19 protein-coding genes are annotated in these 20,486 nt (G+C 63.2%); 8 read left to right on the top strand and 11 right to left on the bottom strand.

The features are described 5' to 3' along the window. Positions 1-47: 47 nt before the first annotated feature. Both rpmF and ACYQ47_RS25930 read right to left on the bottom strand, forming a co-directional pair. Positions 48-227 carry a 50S ribosomal protein L32 gene (gene rpmF / locus ACYQ47_RS25935; RefSeq protein ID WP_007741736.1) on the bottom strand — a complete coding sequence of 60 codons (180 nt, stop codon included), beginning with the start codon at positions 225-227 and terminating at the stop codon, positions 48-50. A 182-nt stretch (positions 228-409) separates the two neighbouring features. Beyond that, positions 410-1,033, bottom strand: a complete 624-nt coding sequence (locus tag ACYQ47_RS25930; RefSeq protein ID WP_459907592.1) for a YceD family protein — start codon at positions 1,031-1,033, stop codon at positions 410-412. Between the two features lie 396 nt (positions 1,034-1,429). On the opposite strand from ACYQ47_RS25930, the gene ACYQ47_RS25925 reads away from it, so the two are divergent. Together ACYQ47_RS25925 and ACYQ47_RS25920 are read left to right on the top strand one after the other, a co-directional pair. Further along, entirely contained in the window at positions 1,430-2,050 is a 621-nt protein-coding gene (locus ACYQ47_RS25925; protein WP_310396382.1) for a Maf-like protein, read from the top strand. Beyond that, on the top strand, positions 2,047-2,766 hold the full coding sequence (locus ACYQ47_RS25920; RefSeq protein WP_250509308.1) for an SAM-dependent methyltransferase: 720 nt from the start codon (positions 2,047-2,049) through the stop codon (positions 2,764-2,766). Before ACYQ47_RS25925 ends, ACYQ47_RS25920 begins: the two co-directional genes overlap by 4 nt. A gap of 48 nt (positions 2,767-2,814) precedes the next feature. Here the strand turns inward: ACYQ47_RS25920 and ACYQ47_RS25915 are convergent, their stop codons facing one another. Genes ACYQ47_RS25915 through ACYQ47_RS25900 form a run of 4 tightly spaced genes read right to left on the bottom strand, consistent with a single transcriptional unit; the run spans position 2,815 to position 5,905 of the window. Continuing rightward, complete coding sequence (locus tag ACYQ47_RS25915; protein ID WP_310396385.1) at positions 2,815-3,795, bottom strand: S49 family peptidase; 981 nt, start codon at positions 3,793-3,795, stop codon at positions 2,815-2,817. 46 nt (positions 3,796-3,841) lie between these two features. Further along, positions 3,842-4,234, bottom strand: a complete 393-nt coding sequence (locus ACYQ47_RS25910) for a Rieske (2Fe-2S) protein (RefSeq protein WP_244825828.1) — start codon at positions 4,232-4,234, stop codon at positions 3,842-3,844. Next, on the bottom strand, positions 4,231-4,890 hold the full coding sequence (locus ACYQ47_RS25905; RefSeq protein ID WP_250465272.1) for an HAD-IA family hydrolase: 660 nt from the start codon (positions 4,888-4,890) through the stop codon (positions 4,231-4,233). The genes ACYQ47_RS25910 and ACYQ47_RS25905 overlap by 4 nt, the downstream gene beginning before the upstream one ends. A 10-nt stretch (positions 4,891-4,900) precedes the next feature. Beyond that, positions 4,901-5,905, bottom strand: coding sequence for an RluA family pseudouridine synthase (locus tag ACYQ47_RS25900; protein ID WP_310396388.1), 1,005 nt, complete (start codon positions 5,903-5,905; stop codon positions 4,901-4,903). A 904-nt stretch (positions 5,906-6,809) separates the two neighbouring features. Here ACYQ47_RS25900 and ACYQ47_RS25895 point away from each other — a divergent pair. The 6 genes from ACYQ47_RS25895 (at position 6,810) to ACYQ47_RS25870 (ending at position 14,340) form a co-directional block, all read left to right on the top strand. Then, positions 6,810-10,214 carry an Rne/Rng family ribonuclease gene (locus ACYQ47_RS25895; RefSeq protein ID WP_459907587.1) on the top strand — a complete coding sequence of 1,135 codons (3,405 nt, stop codon included), beginning with the start codon at positions 6,810-6,812 and terminating at the stop codon, positions 10,212-10,214. A gap of 205 nt (positions 10,215-10,419) precedes the next feature. Further along, positions 10,420-11,526 carry a GTP 3',8-cyclase MoaA gene (moaA, locus tag ACYQ47_RS25890; RefSeq protein WP_250465275.1) on the top strand — a complete coding sequence of 369 codons (1,107 nt, stop codon included), beginning with the start codon at positions 10,420-10,422 and terminating at the stop codon, positions 11,524-11,526. Then, positions 11,526-12,143: a molybdenum cofactor guanylyltransferase MobA gene (gene mobA / locus ACYQ47_RS25885; protein ID WP_459907584.1), complete on the top strand. Its 618-nt coding sequence runs from the start codon at positions 11,526-11,528 to the stop codon at positions 12,141-12,143. The genes moaA and mobA overlap by 1 nt, the downstream gene beginning before the upstream one ends. 76 nt (positions 12,144-12,219) lie before the next feature. Then, positions 12,220-13,524, top strand: a complete 1,305-nt coding sequence (moeA, locus tag ACYQ47_RS25880) for a molybdopterin molybdotransferase MoeA (protein WP_459907582.1) — start codon at positions 12,220-12,222, stop codon at positions 13,522-13,524. A gap of 64 nt (positions 13,525-13,588) precedes the next feature. Then, positions 13,589-13,864 (top strand): hypothetical protein, encoded by a 276-nt coding sequence (locus ACYQ47_RS25875; protein ID WP_049655276.1) that lies wholly within the window; start codon positions 13,589-13,591, stop codon positions 13,862-13,864. Further along, the gene (locus ACYQ47_RS25870; protein ID WP_305038162.1) at positions 13,861-14,340 is read left to right on the top strand and encodes a GNAT family N-acetyltransferase; all 480 of its coding nucleotides are present in this window, start codon (positions 13,861-13,863) and stop codon (positions 14,338-14,340) included. The genes ACYQ47_RS25875 and ACYQ47_RS25870 overlap by 4 nt, the downstream gene beginning before the upstream one ends. Before the next feature lie 47 nt (positions 14,341-14,387). On the opposite strand, the gene ACYQ47_RS25865 is transcribed toward ACYQ47_RS25870, so the two are convergent. From ACYQ47_RS25865 to pncB, 5 genes are all read right to left on the bottom strand, one after another. Beyond that, positions 14,388-15,845 (bottom strand): DNA recombination protein RmuC, encoded by a 1,458-nt coding sequence (locus tag ACYQ47_RS25865; protein ID WP_459907579.1) that lies wholly within the window; start codon positions 15,843-15,845, stop codon positions 14,388-14,390. 2 nt (positions 15,846-15,847) lie between these two features. Further along, the gene (locus ACYQ47_RS25860) at positions 15,848-16,822 is read right to left on the bottom strand and encodes a 2-hydroxyacid dehydrogenase (RefSeq protein WP_310396404.1); all 975 of its coding nucleotides are present in this window, start codon (positions 16,820-16,822) and stop codon (positions 15,848-15,850) included. 10 nt (positions 16,823-16,832) lie between these two features. Further along, entirely contained in the window at positions 16,833-18,203 is a 1,371-nt protein-coding gene (locus tag ACYQ47_RS25855; protein ID WP_459909316.1) for a sodium:proton antiporter, read from the bottom strand. A gap of 29 nt (positions 18,204-18,232) precedes the next feature. Beyond that, positions 18,233-18,904: a LutC/YkgG family protein gene (locus ACYQ47_RS25850; protein WP_250509315.1), complete on the bottom strand. Its 672-nt coding sequence runs from the start codon at positions 18,902-18,904 to the stop codon at positions 18,233-18,235. Positions 18,905-19,053: 149 nt separating this feature from the next. Then, positions 19,054-20,247 (bottom strand): nicotinate phosphoribosyltransferase, encoded by a 1,194-nt coding sequence (gene pncB, locus ACYQ47_RS25845; protein ID WP_250509316.1) that lies wholly within the window; start codon positions 20,245-20,247, stop codon positions 19,054-19,056. Positions 20,248-20,486: the final 239 nt, after the last annotated feature.

Genomic DNA, 20,486 nt, shown 5'->3' with positions numbered 1-20,486 from the left:
CGCGAGCGTCCGCTGTGCGGTGACGCATCAGGCCAAGCGCGAAACGCTTAGTCGTTCTTCGTCTTGACGACTTTCTTGCCACGATAGTAGCCATTCGGGCTCACGTGGTGACGCAGATGCACTTCACCCGTGCTCGGCTCAACTGCCAGCGGCGCTGCGTTGAGGAAGTCGTGGGAACGGTGCATGCCGCGCTTCGACGGCGACTTCTTGTTTTGCTGAACTGCCATGATTACTCCAGAAAAATTTTGCGAATTCTAACACAGCCCGAACCGCCGACAGCCCTCGACCTGCAGGCCATCGGGTTGATCGTGAGCGCTTCGCGCCACCAGTTTGTTGCGTGCTGCCGATGCTGCTAGAGCTTTGCCCCGGCTCATTGCCAACATTGCCAAGGCTCGAGCTTTGAGTCCGTTCAATGCTTCTTGTCGTCCTTGAGCTTCTGCAGAACGGCAAACGGATTGGGCTTGTCCGATTTTCCGGAAGCGCCCGGTTCGCCGTCCGCTCCGCCTGCTTCGTCACCGTCTTCGCCCTGGAGCAGACTTTCATGCACCTTCGGGCAGACGTTGTGCTTCGGCACGAGCGGCAACGCCAACAACAACTCTTCTTCGATCAAGTCGATCAGATCGAACTGATGCGAGCCTACGATCACATCGACTTCATCGTCATCGAGCGGATACTCGTCCGCTTCTTCTTCCGTCGCCACGATCCGATCAGTCGCATCGACATCGAGATGCTGCGAATACGGCAAAAGACAGCGCTGACACATTAGATAGACCGAGCCGTGCACCGCAAGGCGCAAATAAGGCTGCGGCGCTTCCGTGCCGTTGTCCTGCAATTCCGGCTGGGTCGATCCCTCGGCCTGCCAGGTGAACACCGTGTCGCGGTCTGGCGCATCTGCCGGCACTTCGGCTAACATGCGCGGCAGTTGCGAAACGCGGACCGCGCCCGCTGCCTGCCTGCCGCTCTTGGCAAAATCGTAAAGATCGAGCGCGCGCGGATTGGCGGGGCTCGCAGGTTTGCCAGGATTCTGAGTCATGTGCGCTCCTGCTATGTGCCGTGCGTTGTTCGTACGTGTTTCGTTCGGGTGCGGTCGGCGCTTCGGTTAGCGCTTGAGTCTGCACTAGGCTACGCGCCCGCTGCTACAGTCCGGTACTGCTACGAGTCAGTATGCACCGCCCGGTGCCAAAAGGCAGGCGTGGCTTGCCCGGATTTGCAGCATGACGTCAAACGTGCTTTGTTTGCGTCACCTTGGTTTGCGCCACCGCTGTTAATTCCGCGGTACTAGTTATCTCTTCCCTATTCACCGCTAGAGCGCCCAAGCACCATACCGATGAAAAGCCCAAAACTATAACGGCTTTGTTCTTTCGAGTCAAACACTTAAGGACTCGTTCGCAACCCGTCGTTTTTCACCCATTTTTGCTGATTTCCGTTTATGTCCGACGTTTTTGCTTCGTCTTCGCCCACGCGGCGCCTGGTTCTGGCGTCGGGTTCGCCATATCGGCGCGAGTTATTGGCGCGTTTGCGCATACCTTTCGATGTCATCGTTTCCGGTGTCGATGAAACGCCGCTTGCCGGCGAATCGCCCGAGGCAACGGCCGTGCGTCTTTCCATCGCCAAGGCGCGCGCGGCGGCCGTCGAGGCGCCGGGCGCGCTCATAATCGGCTCCGATCAGGTCGCGACCTTCGACGGACGTCAGATCGGCAAGCCCGGCACGCACGACAACGCCGTCGCGCAACTGCGCGCGATGCGCGGCCGCGGCGTCGACTTCCACAGCGCGCTGTGCGTGTTCGACAGCGCCACGGAAAGCGTGCAATCGGCCGATATCGTCACCCGCGTGCAGTTTCGCGATTACACGGACGCCGAAATCGAAGCCTACCTTCGCGCCGAAACGCCCTACGACTGCGCGGGCAGCGCCAAGTCCGAAGGGCTCGGCATCGTGTTGCTCGATGCGATCGACTCCGACGATCCCACCGCGCTCATCGGCCTGCCGCTCATCGCGCTGAGCAAGATGTTGCGCGCGGCCGGTTTCCCCCTTCTCGGAGCGGCAGCATGAGCGGCGTCCTTTATCTGATTCCCAATACGCTTGGCGAAGGCGATGCCGAAGCGCTCGCGCAAGTTCTGCCCGAGCCGGTGCGCGCGCAGGCAGCCGCGCTGGGTTATTACATCGGCGAGAACGCCAAGACGACGCGCGCGTTCCTCAAGAAAGTAGGCACGACGCGGCCGATTCAGGAAATCGAGGTTCGGGAGCTGAACGTCAATACGCCGCCCGGCGAAATCGACAAACTGCTCGCGCCGATTCTCGCCGGCGCCGACGCGGGACTCGTCTCGGAAGCCGGCTGCCCCGCCGTCGCCGATCCGGGCGCGCTGCTCGTGCGGCGCGCGCATCAGCGAGGCGTGAAGGTCGTGCCGTTCGTCGGACCAAGTTCAATTCTGCTCGCGCTCATGGCGTCGGGCATGAACGGCCAGAGCTTCGCGTTCAACGGCTATCTTCCCGTGGATGCCGCCGAGCGCGGCAAGCGCCTGCGCGAGCTGGAACAACTGTCGCGCAAGGCGAACCAGACGCAGATTTTCATCGAGACACCGTATCGCAATCGGGCGATGCTGGACACGCTCATCGCGACCTGCGCGCCATCGACGCTCATCTGCGTCGCGGTGGATTTGACGCTGCCGGGCGAAACCATCGTGACGCGCACGGCAGCGGACTGGAAGAAGCAAGCCGCGCCGGAATTGCACAAACGGCCGGCGATTTTTCTGTTGCTGGGGGCTTGAGGTCGGTGCGGTCAGGCGAGGGTTTGTGCGCCGCTCGCCCTCACGCCCTCACCGCACCTGCACCTTTCCGCCAAGCGTCAACGCCCGCACCGCCGCATCACCGACAGAAGCGCCAAAGCGCTTCACCACCTTCTCGCCGATGCTTTCCTTCTGCGTGTAATCGACGATATCCGGCTGCTTGATGATCTCGCGCGCGACGTAGCTGGCGTCGCCGAAACCATCCGCGAGTCCAAGCTGGACGCTCTTCTCGCCTGTCCAGAACTCTCCCGAAAACAAGTCAGGATCGTCCTTCAGACGCGTGCCGCGCCCCAGTTTCACCGCGTCGATGAACTGCGCGTGGATCTGATCGAGCATGTCCTGGGCGTGCGCGGTCATCTGCGGCGTCTCGGGCGAAAACGGATCGAACGAACCCTTGTTTGCGCCCGCCGTATGCATGCGGCGCTGGATGCCGAGCTTGTCCATCAGCCCGGTGAAGCCGAAACCGTCCATCAGCACGCCAATCGAGCCGACGATGCTCGCCTTGTCCACGTAGATCTTGTCCGCCGCCGCCGCGACGTAATAGCCGCCCGACGCGCACATGTCATCGACGACGACGTAAAGCGGCGTCTTCGGATACTTCGCCCGCAAACGCTTGATTTCGCGATAAATAATGCCCGCCTGCACCGGCGAGCCGCCCGGACTGTTGATGCGCAAAATCACGCCCGCCGTGCCGTCGTCCTCGAACGCGCTTTCGAGCGCGCCGCCGATGTTGTCGGCGCTAGCATCGCCATTACTCGAAATCTCGCCCTGCAAGTCGATGAGCGCGGTGTGGCGCGTACTCTTGGCGACGTGGTCGCCGGTCAGATCGAACACGCGCCAGGCGATCACGGCAATCACCGCGAGAAATACGAAGCGAAAGAAAATGCGCCAGCGCCGCGCCGCACGCTGCTCGCGAACGGATGCCAGCGCGATGCGTTCGAGCGCCTCGCGCTCCCAATTGTCATTGCCGCGATCGTTACCGCGCGGGTTTTGAGGAAAGTTGTCGGACATGCGTTTGCCTTCTGGTCGTCAAACCAGCTCAAGGAAAAATGGGGATTCAGGCCGGGCGCAGCGTGTCGTCGGGCAGCCAGAAGACCGCGCGGCCTTCGGGCGTGTCGCGTTCCTCGACGGCGAGTGCGCGCAGACGCGCGCCGCGGCACGGACCGCCGACGCACTTGCCCGTGTCGGGCTCGTAGATCGCGCCGTGCGTCGCGCACATCAAGTATAGGCCCGAGCTTTCGAAGAACTGGCCTTCGACCCAGTCGAGTTCCATCGGGACATGCGCGCAGCGGTTGAGGTAGCCGAAAGGTTTGCCGTCGTAGCGCACGAAGAACACCACCGCTTCGCCGCTCGCGTCCGCCGCGTTCAGGCGCCGGCCCGCGCCGCCGTCGACGAGTTCATCGGCGGCGCACACGCGCACGGCGTTCGCGGCTTGCGTCGGCTCGCTCATGCGTGCTCCCGCAGCCAGCCCGCCAGAGACGCGATGCTATCCGCGCAGAACTTCGGTTCCAGCTTCGTCAGCGAATCTGCCGGATGCGCGCCGTAGCCCACGCCGATGCCCGCCGCGCCCGCGTTGATCGCCATCTGCAGGTCGTGCGTGGTGTCGCCGATCATCACCGTGCGCGACAAATCCTGGCCGAGTTCGCGCGTGAGTTCGTGGAGCATGGCCGGATGCGGCTTCGAGAAGGTTTCGTCGGCGCAGCGCGTGGCGTCGAAATGGCTCGTGAGGCGCGACTCGTCGAGCGCGCGGTTCAGTCCGACACGGCTCTTGCCCGTCGCCACTGCGAGAAAATAGCCCTCTTCGCGCAGTTCCCGAAGTAACTCGCGCACGCCAGTGAAAAGTTCGGTCGTCTGGCCGGTCGTCAAAAAGTGATAGCGATAACGCTCGGCCAGACGCGGATAGTCGGAAGGATCGAGCGTGGGCGCGCAAATCTGCAGCGCGTCCCTGAGGCCGAGGCCGATCACGTAGCTCGCGGATTCATCGGCCGGAACTGGCAGCCCGAGATCGCGGCATGCCGCCTGAATGCTGCGCGTGATGTGCGCGGTCGAATCCATCAAGGTGCCGTCCCAGTCGAAGACGATCAAATCGAATTGCTGCCGCGCCATGTGACGTGTCTCACTGTTGATCTTGGTTTAAGAGCTTGAGCTGGTCGATGCAGCGCCGGCATTCCGCCGGCAGCGGCGCTTCGAGCTGCAGCGGCTCGCCGGTCGCCGGATGCGTGATTTTCAGTCGATAAGCGTGCAAAAACATGCGTTTGAGCGACGGTTTCGCGTTCGGACGCGCGAGCTCCTTGTTGAGCGCGAAATCGCCGTATTTGGCATCGCCCGCAATAGGCAGGCCGAGACTCGCCAAATGCACGCGAATTTGGTGCGTGCGGCCGGTTTTAAGTTCGGCCTCGACCCAGGCGTAGTCGTCCCAGCGCTCGATCAGATTGAAAACCGTATGCGACGGCAGACCGTTCTCCTGAATCCGCACGCGCCGCTCGCCGTCCGCCGCCACGTACTTGTGCAGCGGCTCCTTGACGATACGCCGCCGTCCCCAGTCGCTTGGCCAGTCGCCATGTCCGAGCGCGTAGTAACGTTTGTCGACGCGATTCTCACGAATTTGCTCGTGCAGATTGACGAGCGCCGCGCGCTTTTTGGCAAGCATGAGCACGCCGGACGTCTCGCGATCCAGCCGATGCACGAGTTCGAGAAATTTCGCGTGCGGGCGCGCGTTGCGCAATTGTTCGATGACGCCGAACGCCACGCCGCTGCCGCCGTGTACCGCGACGCCCGACGGTTTGTCGATGACGATCAAATGGTCGTCCTCGAAAATGATGGGGAATTCTGCGGCCGGCGCGTTCGACGACAGCGGTTTTTCATCCGGCTGCGCGACACGAATGGGCGGCACGCGCACGAGATCGCCGATTTCGAGCCGGTACGCGGAATCGATTCGGCCTTTGTTCACGCGCACTTCGCCGCTGCGCAGAATTCGGTAAATATGGCTTTTGGGCACGCCCTTGCAGACGCGCAACAGAAAATTGTCGATGCGCTGACCGGCAGCGGTTTCGTCGATTTCGATCATCGACACCTGCTCGCTTGCGACCTGTTTATGGGATGTTTTGCCTAACTCATTCATTCTGAATATAATTTGCGAGCAGTCTGAAAAACAGCGTGACACGAAAACCGTGGCTGCGAACTATCAGACTGTACAGGTGCAAGCAATAAACCATCATTTTACTTGCGCCCAGGGCCGGTTGCTCGCCCGGAAAATCGAGCAACAAGTTGCACGCACGGCGATATCACCGGCAGGGACGGGGCCCACAGGCGCGTTCGGTCGAGTGATCGTCGATCGGTAACGGATTTTTGGTCAAAAAGAATTTTTATCGGCGAGAAGCGATGGCGCCCGGTCGTTGAAGTCGGTCGCCCGCCCAGATTTTCCCCTGCCATCGAGCAACGGGACGAACGGCAAATCGAAGCTCGCCGATTGCGAACAACTCGCGACGACATCGCGGCTGCGCTGATTCCGGCGAAGCGCGATAGCAGTTAAAAAACGTCGCAGTGAGGCGAGACATGCGGCACGCCAGCGGAGCTTTCGGGTCTGCGGCCGTGCCAGCGCGGTCAGGCAAGGGTCGAGGTCGGCGAAGAAGCATCGCGCGAAATTACGCGAGGCCGCCCTCCTGCATTGCCGCCGTCGGAGGAGAAGGCTCTGTTCGAAGAGCGCAGCGGGTTTGGCGCGTCTAATTTGAGACGCGAAACCCCCGGCGCCGCCGTTTTTCCTCGACGCGTTATACCGCGCAGCGCACCGTATCGGCGCGCCTCCCAGTTGTCGCAAGGTGCCCCACGGCCCGGCCCGCTCATGCGCCCGTGCCCGCTTTCGGCAATTCTCCCGCCAGAAGTCCCGCTCCAGCGTGCTTTGTGACAACACACAAAAAGCGCGGCACGCTCGCCCTCCCGCTTCGCCCGCCGATGTTCGACCACGGGTTCGAACTCCGCGCCGATTCGCAAGATGAGGGACGGCAGAGCCGCTCTGGAGCCGTTCAATGAAACGCATGCTGTTTAATGCGACGCAGCAGGAAGAACTCCGCGTCGCCATCGTCGATGGGCAGAAGCTCATCGATATCGACATCGAAACCGCCGGGCGCGAACAGCGCAAAGGCAACATCTACAAGGGAGTCGTCACCCGCATCGAGCCGTCGCTCGAAGCCTGTTTCGTCAACTACGGCGAGGACCGCCACGGTTTTCTCCCGTTCAAGGAAGTCGCCCGCCAATATTTTCGCGACGGCATCGAGATGCGCTCCGCGCGCATTCAGGACGCGCTGCGCGAAGGCCAGGAACTGATCGTTCAGGTCGAAAAGGAAGAACGCGGCAACAAGGGCGCGGCGCTGACCACGTTCATTTCGCTCGCCGGACGCTATCTCGTCCTGATGCCGAACAACCCGCGCGGCGGCGGCGTGTCGCGCCGGATCGAAGGCGACGAGCGGCAGGAACTGCGCGAAACCATGGCGCAGCTCGAACTGCCGGAAGGCATGAGCATCATCGCGCGCACGGCGGGAATCGGACGCTCGGCCGAAGAACTCCAGTGGGACCTGAATTACCTGATGCAACTGTGGCGCGCGATCGAAGCCGCGTCGCAGAGCGGCGTCGCCGGCCAGCCCATGCTGATTTATCTCGAATCGAGCCTCGTCATTCGCGCGATTCGCGACTATTTCCAGCCGGATATCGGCGAAATTCTCATCGACACGACCGAAATCCATGATCAGGCGCGCGCCTTCATGGACATCGTGATGCCCGACAACCTGCAAAAGGTGAAGCGCTATCACGACGACGTGCCGCTGTTCTCGCGTTTCCAGATCGAGCATCAGATTGAAACCGCGTACTCGCGCACGGTGCCGCTGCCTTCGGGCGGCGCGATCGTGATCGATCACACCGAGGCGCTCGTCGCCATCGACGTGAACTCGGCGCGCGCGACCAAGGGCGCCGACATCGAGGAAACCGCCACGCGCACCAATCTGGAAGCCGCCGACGAAGTCGCGCGCCAGTTGCGTCTGCGCGATCTGGGCGGGCTGATCGTGATCGACTTCATCGACATGGAGTCGGCAAAGAGCCAGCGCGAGGTCGAACAGCGCCTGAAAGACGCGCTCAAGCACGACCGTGCGCGCGTACAAATGGGCAAGATTTCTCGCTTCGGGTTGATGGAACTGTCGCGTCAGCGGCTGCGTCCGGCACTCTCCGAAGGCAGCCACGTCACCTGCCCGCGTTGTAACGGCACGGGCCATATCCGCGATACCGAGTCGTCCGCGCTGCAAGTGCTGCGGATCATTCAGGAAGAAGCGATGAAGGAAAACACCGCAGCGATTCATTGCCAGGTGCCGGTCGAAGTGACCGCCTTCCTATTGAACGAAAAGCGCTCGGAAATCAACAAGATCGAGTCGCGCTTCAAGGTCAACGTCGTTCTGATTCCGAACAAGCATCTGGAGACGCCGCATTACAAGCTGGAGCGTCTGCGTCACGACGATGCCCGTCTCGACGAACCGCGCGCCTCGTGGAAGATGGCAGTGGAAGCGGCAACCGAGATGGAATCGGAAACCGGCTACAGCAAACGCACCGAGGAAGTAAAGCCGAAGCAGGAAGCGGCGGTCAAGGGCATCACGCCCGAGAAGCCCGCGCCGAGCGCGCCGGTCAAACCGGCGCCGGTCGAGGCCGCGCCCGTTGCAGCGACGCCGGAGCCGGCGAGCGGCGGGTTCATCGCGTGGATCAAGAACCTGTTCGGCATTCAGCCTGAAGTCAAACCGGCGCCCGCGCCGGTCGAAGCGCAACCCGCCACACGCGCGCCACGCGAGCGCCCGGAGCGCGGCGAACGCACGGGCGGCGGCGATCGCAACCGTAATCGCCGTGGCGGTGCGAATCGCGATGGCGCGGCCGTGGGTGCCGCTGCCGGCGCAAACGGCGTGAATGGCGCGGTTGGCGGCGGCAATGGCACGGGCCGTCAAGGCGCACGCCGTGAAGACCGCGAGGCGCGTCCGGGTCGCGAAGGCCGTGAATTGCGCGAAGTTCGTGAGCCGCGTGAAGCACGCGAAGGACGTGAAGGACGCGAACCCCGCGAGGCGCGCGAGCCGCGTGAGGCACGTGAGCCGCGCGAACGCAATCAGGACCGAAACGCCGAACGCGCACCGCGCGCCGAGGCTGCGGAGCGTCCGGAACGACGCGAGCGTGCGGATCGCGGCGAGCGTGGTGAACGTGGCGATCGTGCGGAACGCACCGAGCGTCCGGAACGTGGCGAGCGTCGCAAGCCGCAAGCCGAAACCGCCGTCGAAGCACTGACGCCAAGCGAAGCGGTGCCGTCGGAGATCGTCGAAACGGCGCAAACCGACGACGACTTCGCGCAGCAAAACGGCCTCGACGCGATGTCGGCGGAACAAGCCGCGCGTGATGGCGAAGAGCGTCGTCGCCGCCGTCGCGGTCGTCGTGGCGGTCGTCGCGAACGTGAAGATGACGGCACGACGGTGAATCACGCCGCCGATGTCGCCGAAGCGGAAGGCGCAGCCGAAAGCATGTCGGCGCAAGCTGGCGTGTTCGATGCCGAAGCCGCGCAAGAAGCCGCCGCGCGTCGCGAACCGCGTCCGGCCGTTGCCGCGCCGCAGCCTGTCGCCGAACGCAGCGTGGAGAAGGCGCCCGAGCAAGCCGTCGCTGCACCGGTGCAAGCGCCTGTGCGCGTCGAGCAGCCGTCGCAGACCGAGGCTATCGAAGCGAACGCGCAGTTGAAGGCGACGACGCCCGAACCGGCGCCGGAGTTTTTCGCGAAGCCGGATGCGTCGCTCGCGGTCGATAACCCGTTCGGCCCGACGCCGAAACTCGCGGAAACGAAGCCTGCCGATCCTTTCGCGCCTGCCACGTCTGCTGCTCCCGCAGCCGTGGAAGAAGCGAAGCCTGTCGAAGTGGCCGCGCCTGTCGAAACCGCGAAGCCAGTCGAAACGGCCAAGCCGGTCGAAGCTCCGGCTGAGGCAATCGCGGAAACGCCGTCCGCCGAAGCCGCGCCGGTACGGGCCAAACCCGCCGAACCCGTCAAGGTCGCCGCGGTTGCAGCGACGCCTGAGGCGACTTCGGTTCCGCCCGTGCAGGTCCAGGCCGTGGAAACGGTGACGGCTGAAAGCGTGATTGAAACGGCAGTGGCTTCGCAGCCCGTCGCAGTGGAAGCGGAGCCGGTGAAAGCCGCCGCGCCCGCGGCTGCACCGGCCGCGACGCCGGTATCGACGGAAGCGTTGCAGCCGATGCTCGAATCCGCCGGCCTCGTCTGGGTCAACACGGACGCCAGCAAGCTGCGCGACGCCAACGCCGCAGCCGAGCGCGAAGCCGCGCCGGCACGCGTGCCGCGCGAGCGCAAGCCGCTGCCGCCTGTGAGCGCCGCGCCGATGCAGCAAGTGGAAACCGGCAAAGACGCGCAGTAAGCGTAGTGCCGCCGCCGGGGCGTTCCACGGAACGCCCGGTTGCGCAGGAAAAACGCCATCGGCTAACGTCGATGGCGTTTTTTTTGACGCCTAGGTATGGAAAGCCTGTACCAAAGGGTAAGACGACTGGTTCGCCGCGTTCCGCTAAAATGACTACGTGCTTCTACTATTCGAACAAGCCTCCGAGCCGAGCAAGACCGCCACCATGTCCCGACGCATCATCCCCTTAGCCGATGTCAGCGCCATTCCGGATTTTTCCGGCGCGGTGGCATTGCCATCCGGGTTGCTGACGGACACGCTCGCGCGTCCGCTGCGCGATCTGCGCATCTCGGTCACGGATCGCTGCAACTTCCGCTGCGTCTACTGCATGCCGCGCGACGTGTTCGACAAGGACTACCCGTTTCTGCCGCATTCCGCCCTGCTCTCGTTCGAGGAAATCGAGCGGCTGGCGCGCGTCTTCGTGGCCCACGGCGTCGAAAAAATCCGTTTGACGGGCGGTGAGCCGCTACTGCGCAAGAACATCGAATTTCTGATCGAACGACTCGCGCTTCTGCGCACGCCCGAAGGCCGTCCGCTCGATCTCACGCTGACCACCAACGGATCGCTGCTCGCGCGCAAGGCACGTTCGCTCAAGGATGCGGGGCTGTCGCGCGTCACGGTCAGTCTGGATGCGCTCGACGACACGCTTTTTCGCCGCATGAACGACGCCGATTTCGCCGTGGCCGACGTGCTCGACGGCATCGAAGCCGCGCAGTCGGCGGGCCTTTTACCGATCAAGGTCAACATGGTCGTCAAGCGCGGCACGAACGATCAGGAAGTCGTGCCGATGGCGCGTCACTTCAAGGGCAGCGGCGTGGTGCTGCGCTTCATCGAATACATGGATGTCGGTGCGTCGAACGGCTGGAACATGAGCGAGGTGTTGCCGTCCGCGCAAGTCGTCGAGCGGATCGCCGAGCACTTCGCGCTCGCGCCGCTCGAAGCGCATACGGCCGCCGAAACCGCGCAACGCTGGGGCTATCTCGACGGCAGCGGAGAAATCGGCGTGATTTCGAGCGTCACGCGCGCGTTCTGCGGCACTTGCACGCGCGCGCGGCTCTCGACCGAAGGCAAGCTGTACCTCTGCCTTTTCGCCACGTCCGGCCACGATCTGCGCGCGCTCATTCGCGGCGGCGCGAGCGATGCCGACGTCGCCAACGCCGTTGCGCACATCTGGCACGCGCGCGGCGATCGCTACTCGCAATTGCGCGGCAGCGCGGCGGGAAACGCGCGCCGTGAGGCGCCGCGCGTCGAGATGTCGTACATCGGCGGTTGATGCCCGTGGCTCCGGAAAATCAGACTACCGGACTCGTGCTCGCGGGCGGACGCGGCTCGCGCATGGGCGGCGTCGACAAGGGACTACAGCTCCTGCGCGACGAACCGCTCGCGTTGCATGTGCTGCGCCGCCTCGCGCCGCAGACGGACGCCATGCTCATCAGCGCGAATCGTTCGGGCGACGACTACGCTCGGCTCGCTACGCGTTTCGATGCACGCGTCATCGCCGATTCGCTCGCCGATTATCCCGGCCCGCTTGCCGGCATCGCCACTGCATTGCGCGCGGCACACACCGAGTTCGTGCTGACCGCGCCTTGCGACGCGCCTTTCGTCGATCCGCAACTCGGCACCACGTTGCGACGCGCGCTCGACGAACATGGCGCGGACATCGCTTATGCGGCGACCGTCGATACGGACGAAACGCGCATCGTACATCCGGTATTTGCGCTGATTCGAACCTCGCTCGCCGACGATCTCGACGCCTGGCTTGCCGCCGGCGAGCGCAAGGTCCGTGCGTGGTACGCGCGCCACAAGGCGGTGCAAGTGCCATTTCACGATGATCGCGCGTTTTACAATATCAATGATTTGCATCAGCTAGCTGAACTGGCGCGTCGTTAGCCACGCGCATTCGTTCAGGTTCAGCCGGTTCCAGCATCGCTGTCCTTCCCGACTTCGGTCGCGACCATTCCGATTCATGACCACGTCCAGGCCCTTCTCCGCTTGCGTCACTTACTACGATCCGAACGCGCTGCCGGTTGCGGCCGCGCAGGAAATCGTTCGTCAGTGGGCCATGCCGCGTGGAAATGCCGGGCGTGTCGAACGCGTAAGTCTTTATGAAGCGCTCGGCCGCGTGCTCGCCGAAGACGTGATCTCGCCCATCGATGTCCCGGCATTCGACAACTCCGCAATGGACGGCTACGCGTTCAAAAGCGCCGCGCTCAATGCCGCGCGCGATGCCGTCGAGCTGAACGTCGCGGGTATCGCGCTCGCCGGACGTCCCTTCAGCGCCGAACCCAACTCGGCTCAATGCGTGCGCATCATGACGGGCGCGCTGATTCCGCCAGGCTGCGACACCGTCGTGCCGCAAGAACTCGTCACGCGCGATGACGACGTCATTCGCTTCCCATCAACCGTCGTAAGCGAAGGCCAGAACCGGCGGCTCGCTGGCGAAGACTTGGCTCGCGGCAAGGCCGCTTTGCAAGCAGGCCGTATCGTGCGTGCGTCCGACCTCGGTTTGCTTGCGTCGCTCGGAATCGCCGAAGTCGCGGTGCGGAAGCGTCTCGTCGTCGCGTTCTTTTCCACGGGCGACGAGTTGCGCTCCGTCGGCGAACCGCTTGCGCCCGGCAGCCTTTACGACAGCAACCGCTACACCCTTTTCGCGATGCTGCGCCGCCTCGATGTCGAGACGGTCGATCTGGGCATCGTGCGCGACGACCGGGCATCGTTGGAGAAGGCGTTGCGCGAAGCGGCGCAAGCAGCGGATGTCGTCATCAGCTCGGGGGGCGTCTCCGTTGGCGACGCCGATTTCACGCGCGAACTGATGAACTCGCTCGGCGACGTCGCGTTCTGGAAGATCGCCATGCGTCCCGGCCGCCCGCTCGCATTCGGCCGCTTGTGGTCGGGACCGCGCGCGGGCACGGGCGAATCGGCGCTCTTCTTCGGCTTGCCGGGGAACCCCGTTGCCGTGATGGCCACGTTCTACTTCATCGTCCGTGAAGCCTTGCTGGCCATGTCGGGCGCCGCACGCCAGCCGCTCATCGAGATTCGCGCGACCTGCGCCGAGCCGATCAAAAAGCGCGCGGGCCGCACGGAATTTCAGCGCGGCATTGCAAGCCGCCGCGCCGACGGTCAATGGAGCGTCGTGACCACCGGGCCGCAAGGTTCAGGCGTGCTGAGTTCCATGAGCCGGGCCAATTGCTTCATCGTGCTCGAACACGATCGCGGCAATCTCGAAACGGGCGATTCCGTGGATATCGTGCCGTTCGACGGCCTCGTTTGAGCGCGCCAAAAAGTACGGCGACGCGATCACCACCATTTTTTATCGATAGACGGGTTTTCAGTCCATGAAAAAGCAGATCTCATCCATTGCACCCGGACAGACGGCCAAGGCCCTGATCCTCGTGTATCTGACTTTCAGCGTGCCGATCGTGCTGCTCGGCGTGGTGGTCGCGTTCGTGCGATACGGCTCGGTGGAAGTGAGCACGGTCACGAGCGCGCTGCTGCTCAACGCAATCCTTGGCTTCGTGCTGTTGTGGATTGCGTGCCACGCTTATAACTGGGTGGCGTCGCGTTTCGGCGGCATAGAAATCGTGTTGTCCGACGCACCGGAGGAAGCGTGAGCGGCGCGTCGATTCGCCCCGCCACGCCCGCCGATATCGGCGCGATCTACGCGCTGATGTACGAACTCGCGGAATTCGAGAAGCTCACGCATCTGTTTATCGCGACCGAAGACGGCGTGCGTGATGCGCTCTTCGGCGCGCGTCCGTCAGCCGAAGCGCTGGTCGCGGAACAGGCGGGCGAAGTGGTCGGCTATGCGCTCTTCTTCCATAACTTCTCCACGTTTCTCGGCAAGCGCGGGCTGTATCTGGAAGATCTCTACGTGCGCCCGACGTTGCGCGGCAGCGGCCTCGGCACGCAGATGCTCAAGCGGCTTGCGGCACTTGCGGTCGAGCGTCAGTGCGGCCGCTTCGAATGGTCGGTGCTGGACTGGAATCAGAACGCCATCGACTTCTATGAAAAGATGGGCGCAACCGTATTGCCGGACTGGCGCATCGTGCGTATCACGGGTGAGTCGCTGGAGCGGTTGGCTTCGTAGACGCGGTTGCATCGCTGACGCGCAGGCCGCTTTTCATCTGAAGCTCGTCAAAGCTCGTCGTCCCCATCTCGCGGCAGCGCGGCCTCGTCATCCCCGAGCAGACCGCGCGCTTCCTCACCCGGAAGTGCTTCCACGTCGCGCAGGCGCTTGCCCATTTGACGCGTGCGCGTCTGCGCCGCTTCGATCGAGCGCGTGACGGTTTCGAGCTGCGACTTCGTTTTCGCGAGTACATCGCCGAACTTGTTGAACTCGGTTTTCACCGCGCCGAGCACCTGCCACACCTCGCTCGACCGCTTTTCGATAGCGAGCGTCCTGAAGCCCATTTGCAGACTGTTGAGCAGCGCCGTGAGTGTAGTCGGACCGGCCACGCTCACGCGATGCTCGCGCTGCAGATAGTCGGTCAAACCCGGACGCCGCAGCACTTCGGCATACAAACCCTCGGTCGGCAGAAACAGCAACGCGAAGTCGGTCGTATGCGGCGGCGACACGTACTTCTGCGCGATGGAACGCGCTTCCGCGCGCAAGCGTCCTTCGAGGGCACGCGCGGCCTCTTCCACACCGACGGGATCTGCGCGATCTTGCGCATCGACGAGACGCTCGTAGTCCTCGCGCGGAAACTTGGCGTCGATAGGCAGCCACACCGGCGTCGCGGCATCGCCCGGCGCGCCCGGCGTGTCGTGACGGCCCGGCAACTTGACTGCAAACTCCACGCGTTCGTTGCTCTTGGGCACGGTCGCGACGTTCTTCGCGTATTGATCCGGCGTGAGCAACTGTTCAAGCAACGACTCCAGCTGCACTTCGCCCCAAATGCCGCGCGTCTTGACGTTGGTCAGCACCTTCTTCAGATCGCCGACGCCCGCCGCGAGCGTCTGCATCTCACCCAAGCCCCGATGCACTTGTTCGAGCCGGTCCGACACCAGCTTGAACGATTCGCCGAGCCGCTGCTCCAGCGTGGAATGCAGCTTTTCATCGACGGTGCGGCGCATTTCATCGAGCTTCGCCGAGTTGTTCGCCTCGATGTCCTTGAGGCGCGCTTCGAGCGTCGCGCGCACTTCGCCGAGCCGCCGTTCGTTCGCTTCCGATAGCTGGCCGAGATGCAAAGTCATGGAGTCGGCGAAGCGCTTGAGCGCGTTGCCCTGATCGTCGCGCGCCTGCTGACTCTGCTGCGCGAGTTGCTGCGCAAGCGCGTCGAACTGCGCGTTCTGCACGCTCGACGTGCTCGCCAACTGCGTCGCGAGCGTCTGATGAAACTGTGTGAAGCCGCTTTGCGATTCCATGCGCGAGACGCGCGCGCTCTCCGCGATATCGCCACGCAAGCCGCGTTCGAGCCGCTCCTGCGCGCGCGCCTGCGCCTCGCCCATGTCGTTCACGCGGTCGGTGAGCGCGACGAATTCCTCTTCGATATCGACGCGGGACGTGCGCCGCATCGTCGCAAACAGGACGACGAGCGCAATTAGAAGCGCAATCGCCAGGAGCGCGATCGCGCCGTACAACAGTTCGATCATTTTTACAGCACGTCCGGGTTGATCGGATTCGGCGGATTGCCGGCGCGCGGTCCTTCACCCAAACCGGCGATGAGATTGTCCGCGGCGAGATTCGCCATCGCGCGGCGCGTCGACTCGGTGGCGCTCGCGATATGCGGCGTCAACGCGACGTTGTCGAGCAACAGGAAATCGGGATTGAAGTCGGGTTCGCCTTCGAACACGTCGATCCCCGCCGCCGCGATACGCTTCTCGCGCAGCGCGGCGATCAACGCCGAATCGTCGACGATTCCGCCGCGCGCGATGTTGGTAAGCGTGGCCGTCGGCTTCATCAACGCGAGTTCGGCCGCGCCGATGGTGTGATGGTTCTCCTTGGTGTAGGGCAGCACGAGCACGACGTGATCCGCGCGCTTCAACAAGTCTTCCTTCGACGCGTACTCCGCGTTGAGTTGCGACTCGATCTCCGGCGCGACGCGCGAACGGTTGTGATAGATCACGCGCATGTCGAAGCCCACCGCTCGGCGCGCCAGCGCTTGCCCGATCCGGCCCATGCCGATCACGCCGAGCGTCGAGCCGTACACGTCGGTGCCGAGGAACGAATCGAAACTCCACTTCTGCCATTTGCCCGCGCGCAGAAAGTGCTCGGATTCGGTCACGCGCCGGGCCGCAGCCATCATGAGCGCCCAGCCGAAGTCGGCGGTGGTTTCGTTCAGCACGTTGGGCGTGTTGGTGCCGAGCACCTTGTGCGCGTCGAAGGCGTGCATGTCGAAGTTGTTGTAGCCGACCGCCATGTTCGCGACGACTTTCAGGTTCGGCGAGCCCGCCAGTTCCGTTTCGCCGACCATTTCGCCGGCAGTGAACGCGCCGTCCTTGTCGGCCAGACGCGCGCGAAACTCCTCCTGGCCAAGCACGTCGCCCGGATTCAGATCGACTTCGAAATACTGTTTCAGACGTTCGACCACATCGGGAAAAGTGGGACGCGCAACAAGCACCTTCTTCATCGAATTGCTCCTAGAAAAATAGCCAGCCCAAGACGGCGAATAACGGCAACAGGACGATGCCAGACCATCCCATATAACCGAAGAAGCCCGGCATGCGAATGCCGCGCGATTCGGCGATTGCCTTCACCATGAAATTCGGCGCATTGCCGATATACGTGTTCGCGCCCATGAAGACCGCGCCCGCCGAGATTGCCGCGAGTGTGGACGCGCCCGTGGTCATGAGCGTGGGAGCGTCGCCGCCCGCGAGATTGAAGAACACGAGATACGTCGGCGCGTTATCGAGGAACGAAGACAGGATGCCCGTGGCCCAGAAAAAGGCGAGATCGTGCGGCTTGCCTTGGTCGGACACCGCGTGCACGATGCCCGCGAACGCGCCCGACTCGCCCGCGCGCAGAATCGTGATGACCGGCGCGATGGTGATGAAAATGGCCGCGAAAAGCTTTGCCACTTCTTCGATAGGCGCCCAGTCGAACGCGTTGCCCTCGCGCGCGCTATTCGGCGTGAGCACGAGCGATGCGAGCAGCACGATCACCAGAGCCGCGTCGCGCACGACGTTCTGCAAATGCAGATGCGTGCCGTACACATCGAACACGACGCCCGGCTTCCAGATGCCGCTCATCAGCACCAATGCGACGACCGCCGCGAGCAGCAAAAAGTTGATCCTGCCGTCGATGCGAACTGCAATCGTCCCGACCGAGCCGGGCTGCGTTTTTTCTTCCTTGCGCCAGAAATAAGTATCCAGCGCGTAGAAGAGCGCGAGGAGAACGATGGAGACGAGGAGCATCGGCAGAAAGAGATGCGTGGTCGTCCAGAAGAAACCGACGCCGTTCAGAAAGCCGAGGAACAAAGGTGGATCGCCGAGCGGCGACAACGAGCCGCCCACGTTTGCCACGAGAAAGATGAAGAACACGACCACATGCACGACATGCCTGCGGTTTTCGTTGGCGCGCAAGAGCGGGCGGATCAGCAGCATGGCCGCGCCGGTCGTGCCCATGAGGCTTGCCAGCACGGTTCCCAGCGCGAGCAACGAGGCATTCAGACGCGGCGAGCCGCGAAGATCGCCGTGCACGCAAATGCCGCCCGCGACCGTGTACAAGGAAGCCAGCAAAACGATGAACGGTATGTACTCTTCGAGCATCGCGTGGACGAATACGCCGAGCGCCGTGCCGCCGCCGAACGCAGCCGCGAAGGGTACGAGAAACGCGAGCGCCCAGAGCAACGCGATCTTGCCGAAGTGGTGATGCCAGAGCTTCGCCGCGACGAGCGGAAACACCGCGATGGAAAGCAGCATGCCGAAGAACGGAACGCCCCACGCCGCCGACAAGCTCGCGCCATCGACCGTGGCCGCCGACGCGTTCGACATCGCGCCGAGCAATGCCATGCAGCCGAGGAGAAGAGAGCGCACTGCGCTCACGCTTCGGTCACGACGATTACATGCACGCGATACGGCCCATGCGCGCCCAACACGATGGTCTGCTCGATATCGCCGGTGCGCGACGGCCCGGAAACGAAGTTCACCGCACGCGGCAGTTCGCCCCGTTCGGCGCGAATCAGTGCGAAGGCGTCTTCATGCGCCGCGACGATGCGCGAAGCCGGCACGACCGCGATATGCGTCTGCGGCAAGAGCGCGCCGGACGCAGGCGTATCCGGGCCGGACAGCAACACGAGCGACCCGGTTTCCGCCGTCGCGCAAAAGCAGCCCGTGATGCCGACGAGATCCGCGTCTTCCGGCTTGCGTAACGACGCCTGAATGCCCGCCTGGGCCCACGGCAACTCAGCCAACGCAGGCCATGCGACGGCATCGGTGGCAAGGTTCAACGAGCGGAGGTAGCGCGCGGCTTCGGCGGGAGCATCGCCGAGCGCGGCGACTTCGGCGACGGTCGTCGAGAGCCGTTCGGCTTCGAGCCGGAACCGCGCGATGAGCGCGTCGCGGGTGTCGGGCAACGGCGGGCGCGGACCTTCGGGATGACGCGTCAGATAGTCGTTCGCGGTGGCACGCTCGGCTTCGGTCGGCTCACCGCGTCTGCCCTGCGCGCTGCGTATGCGCGCGAGAATATTGCGGCGCGCCGCCGATGTGTCCATGGTGCCGTCCTTACGAGTGCGAGAGTGTTCCGGATGCGTGCGCGCCACGAGTCCTGGCGGCACGATGGAATTATATCGAGCGGTCTTGAGCGCGCGAACCTCGGCCGAAAGGCATAGGCCGCGCGCGGGAACAAAGCACGAACCAAGCGTCAGTCGGTCTCGCCCGCTTGCTTCTCGATGCCGAACACTTGCCTCAGATAAGCCAGATAGGCCTTGTCGTCGCACATGTTCTTGCCGGGGGAATCGGAGAGTTTCGCCACCGGCTGACCATTGCAGCGAACCATCTTGATGACGATCTGCAACGGCTGATAGCCCAGGTCATTCGTGAGATTCGTGCCGACGCCGAACGCGAGCTGACAGCGCCCGCGGAAACGCTCATACAGTTGCAGCACCTTCGGAATATCCAGCGCGTCCGAGAACACGAGCACCTTGGTGCGCGGATCGCAGCGGTTTTCCTCGTAATGCCGGATGAGGCGTTCGCCCCAGTCGAAGGGATCGCCGGAATCGTGACGCGCGCCGTCGAAGAGCTTGCAGAAGTACATGTCGAAGTCGCGCAGGAACGCCTTCATGCCGTAGACATCCGACAGCGCGATACCCAGGTCGCCGCGATATTCCTTCGCCCACATCTCGAAGCCGAAGATCTGCGAGTCGCGCAGACGCGGGCCGAGTGCCTGACACGCTTGCAGGTATTCATGCGCCATGGTGCCAAGCGGACGCAAACCATGCTTCATCGCGTAGAACACGTTGCTCGTGCCCGCGAACTGTTCGCCGAGCCGCTCCTTGAGCGTTAGCACGACTTCCTCGTGCCATTGGCCCGAAAAGCGGCGGCGCGTGCCGTAATCGGCAATCTTGCAGTCCGAATATTCGGGCGGTGTGGCGAGCAGTTTGATCTTGTCGCGCAGACGTTCGCGCCCGGTTTCGTACTCGGGCTTTTTCTGCGTATTGCGGAAATACACTTCGTTGACAATGGCCAGCACCGGAATCTCGAAGAGAATGGTGTGCAGCCAAGGCCCTTCTATTTCGATGTCGATCTCGCCGTTGCCCTTCTTCGACGGCGCGATGCGAATGGACTTCTCGTTCAGATGAAAGAGCGCGAGAAAGTCGATGAAGTCGCTCTTGATGAAGCGCATGCGCCGCAGATAGTCGAGCTCTTCTTCCTTGAAGCGCAGGTTGCAGAGTTGACGCACCTCGTCCCGAATCTCGTCGATGAACGGCACCAGATCCACTTCCGGCGTGCGGCAGCGAAACCGATACTCGACGTGCGCCGCCGGGAAATGATGCAGGACCACCTGCATCATGGTGAATTTGTAGAGATCGGTATCGAGCAGCGAATTGATGATCATGGTTCTGGCTTGTACATCGATGCAAGGATGCCCGCGCGCTGTATAGGCCGCTACCGACCGCTATTGACGAGACGCGCCGCGCGCTGTCCGTTCATGTTACCCGAATGCGTGCACGGCATCCTGCCGCCCCGGCCCTTTTAGGAAAGCCGCATACATTAATCACGAATCGATATAAGGCGCATGGCGCGGCGCTCGCGTCGCCTTTTACCGTTACGCTACAATATGCGTTTTGGCGAGCG

The sequence above is a fragment of the Caballeronia sp. HLA56 genome, from assembly GCF_054655155.1.
The sequence above is the reverse complement of the archived record's forward strand: the minus strand, read 5'-3'. Positions and strand labels throughout refer to the sequence as shown.

Excerpts from the sequence above, each read along its gene's own strand:
- rpmF (WP_007741736.1), bottom strand. The coding sequence starts at position 227 with ATGGCAGTTCAGCAAAACAAGAAGTCGCCGTCGAAGCGCGGCATGCAC.
- ACYQ47_RS25930 (WP_459907592.1), bottom strand. The coding sequence starts at position 1,033 with ATGACTCAGAATCCTGGCAAACCTGCGAGCCCCGCCAATCCGCGCGCG.
- ACYQ47_RS25925 (WP_310396382.1), top strand. The coding sequence starts at position 1,430 with ATGTCCGACGTTTTTGCTTCGTCTTCGCCCACGCGGCGCCTGGTTCTG.
- ACYQ47_RS25920 (WP_250509308.1), top strand. The coding sequence starts at position 2,047 with ATGAGCGGCGTCCTTTATCTGATTCCCAATACGCTTGGCGAAGGCGAT.
- ACYQ47_RS25915 (WP_310396385.1), bottom strand. The coding sequence starts at position 3,795 with ATGTCCGACAACTTTCCTCAAAACCCGCGCGGTAACGATCGCGGCAAT.
- ACYQ47_RS25910 (WP_244825828.1), bottom strand. The coding sequence starts at position 4,234 with ATGAGCGAGCCGACGCAAGCCGCGAACGCCGTGCGCGTGTGCGCCGCC.
- ACYQ47_RS25905 (WP_250465272.1), bottom strand. The coding sequence starts at position 4,890 with ATGGCGCGGCAGCAATTCGATTTGATCGTCTTCGACTGGGACGGCACC.
- ACYQ47_RS25900 (WP_310396388.1), bottom strand. The coding sequence starts at position 5,905 with ATGAATGAGTTAGGCAAAACATCCCATAAACAGGTCGCAAGCGAGCAG.
- ACYQ47_RS25895 (WP_459907587.1), top strand. The coding sequence starts at position 6,810 with ATGAAACGCATGCTGTTTAATGCGACGCAGCAGGAAGAACTCCGCGTC.
- moaA (WP_250465275.1), top strand. The coding sequence starts at position 10,420 with ATGTCCCGACGCATCATCCCCTTAGCCGATGTCAGCGCCATTCCGGAT.
- mobA (WP_459907584.1), top strand. The coding sequence starts at position 11,526 with ATGCCCGTGGCTCCGGAAAATCAGACTACCGGACTCGTGCTCGCGGGC.
- moeA (WP_459907582.1), top strand. The coding sequence starts at position 12,220 with ATGACCACGTCCAGGCCCTTCTCCGCTTGCGTCACTTACTACGATCCG.
- ACYQ47_RS25875 (WP_049655276.1), top strand. The coding sequence starts at position 13,589 with ATGAAAAAGCAGATCTCATCCATTGCACCCGGACAGACGGCCAAGGCC.
- ACYQ47_RS25865 (WP_459907579.1), bottom strand. The coding sequence starts at position 15,845 with ATGATCGAACTGTTGTACGGCGCGATCGCGCTCCTGGCGATTGCGCTT.
- ACYQ47_RS25860 (WP_310396404.1), bottom strand. The coding sequence starts at position 16,822 with ATGAAGAAGGTGCTTGTTGCGCGTCCCACTTTTCCCGATGTGGTCGAA.
- ACYQ47_RS25855 (WP_459909316.1), bottom strand. The coding sequence starts at position 18,203 with ATGGCATTGCTCGGCGCGATGTCGAACGCGTCGGCGGCCACGGTCGAT.
- ACYQ47_RS25850 (WP_250509315.1), bottom strand. The coding sequence starts at position 18,904 with ATGGACACATCGGCGGCGCGCCGCAATATTCTCGCGCGCATACGCAGC.
- pncB (WP_250509316.1), bottom strand. The coding sequence starts at position 20,247 with ATGATCATCAATTCGCTGCTCGATACCGATCTCTACAAATTCACCATG.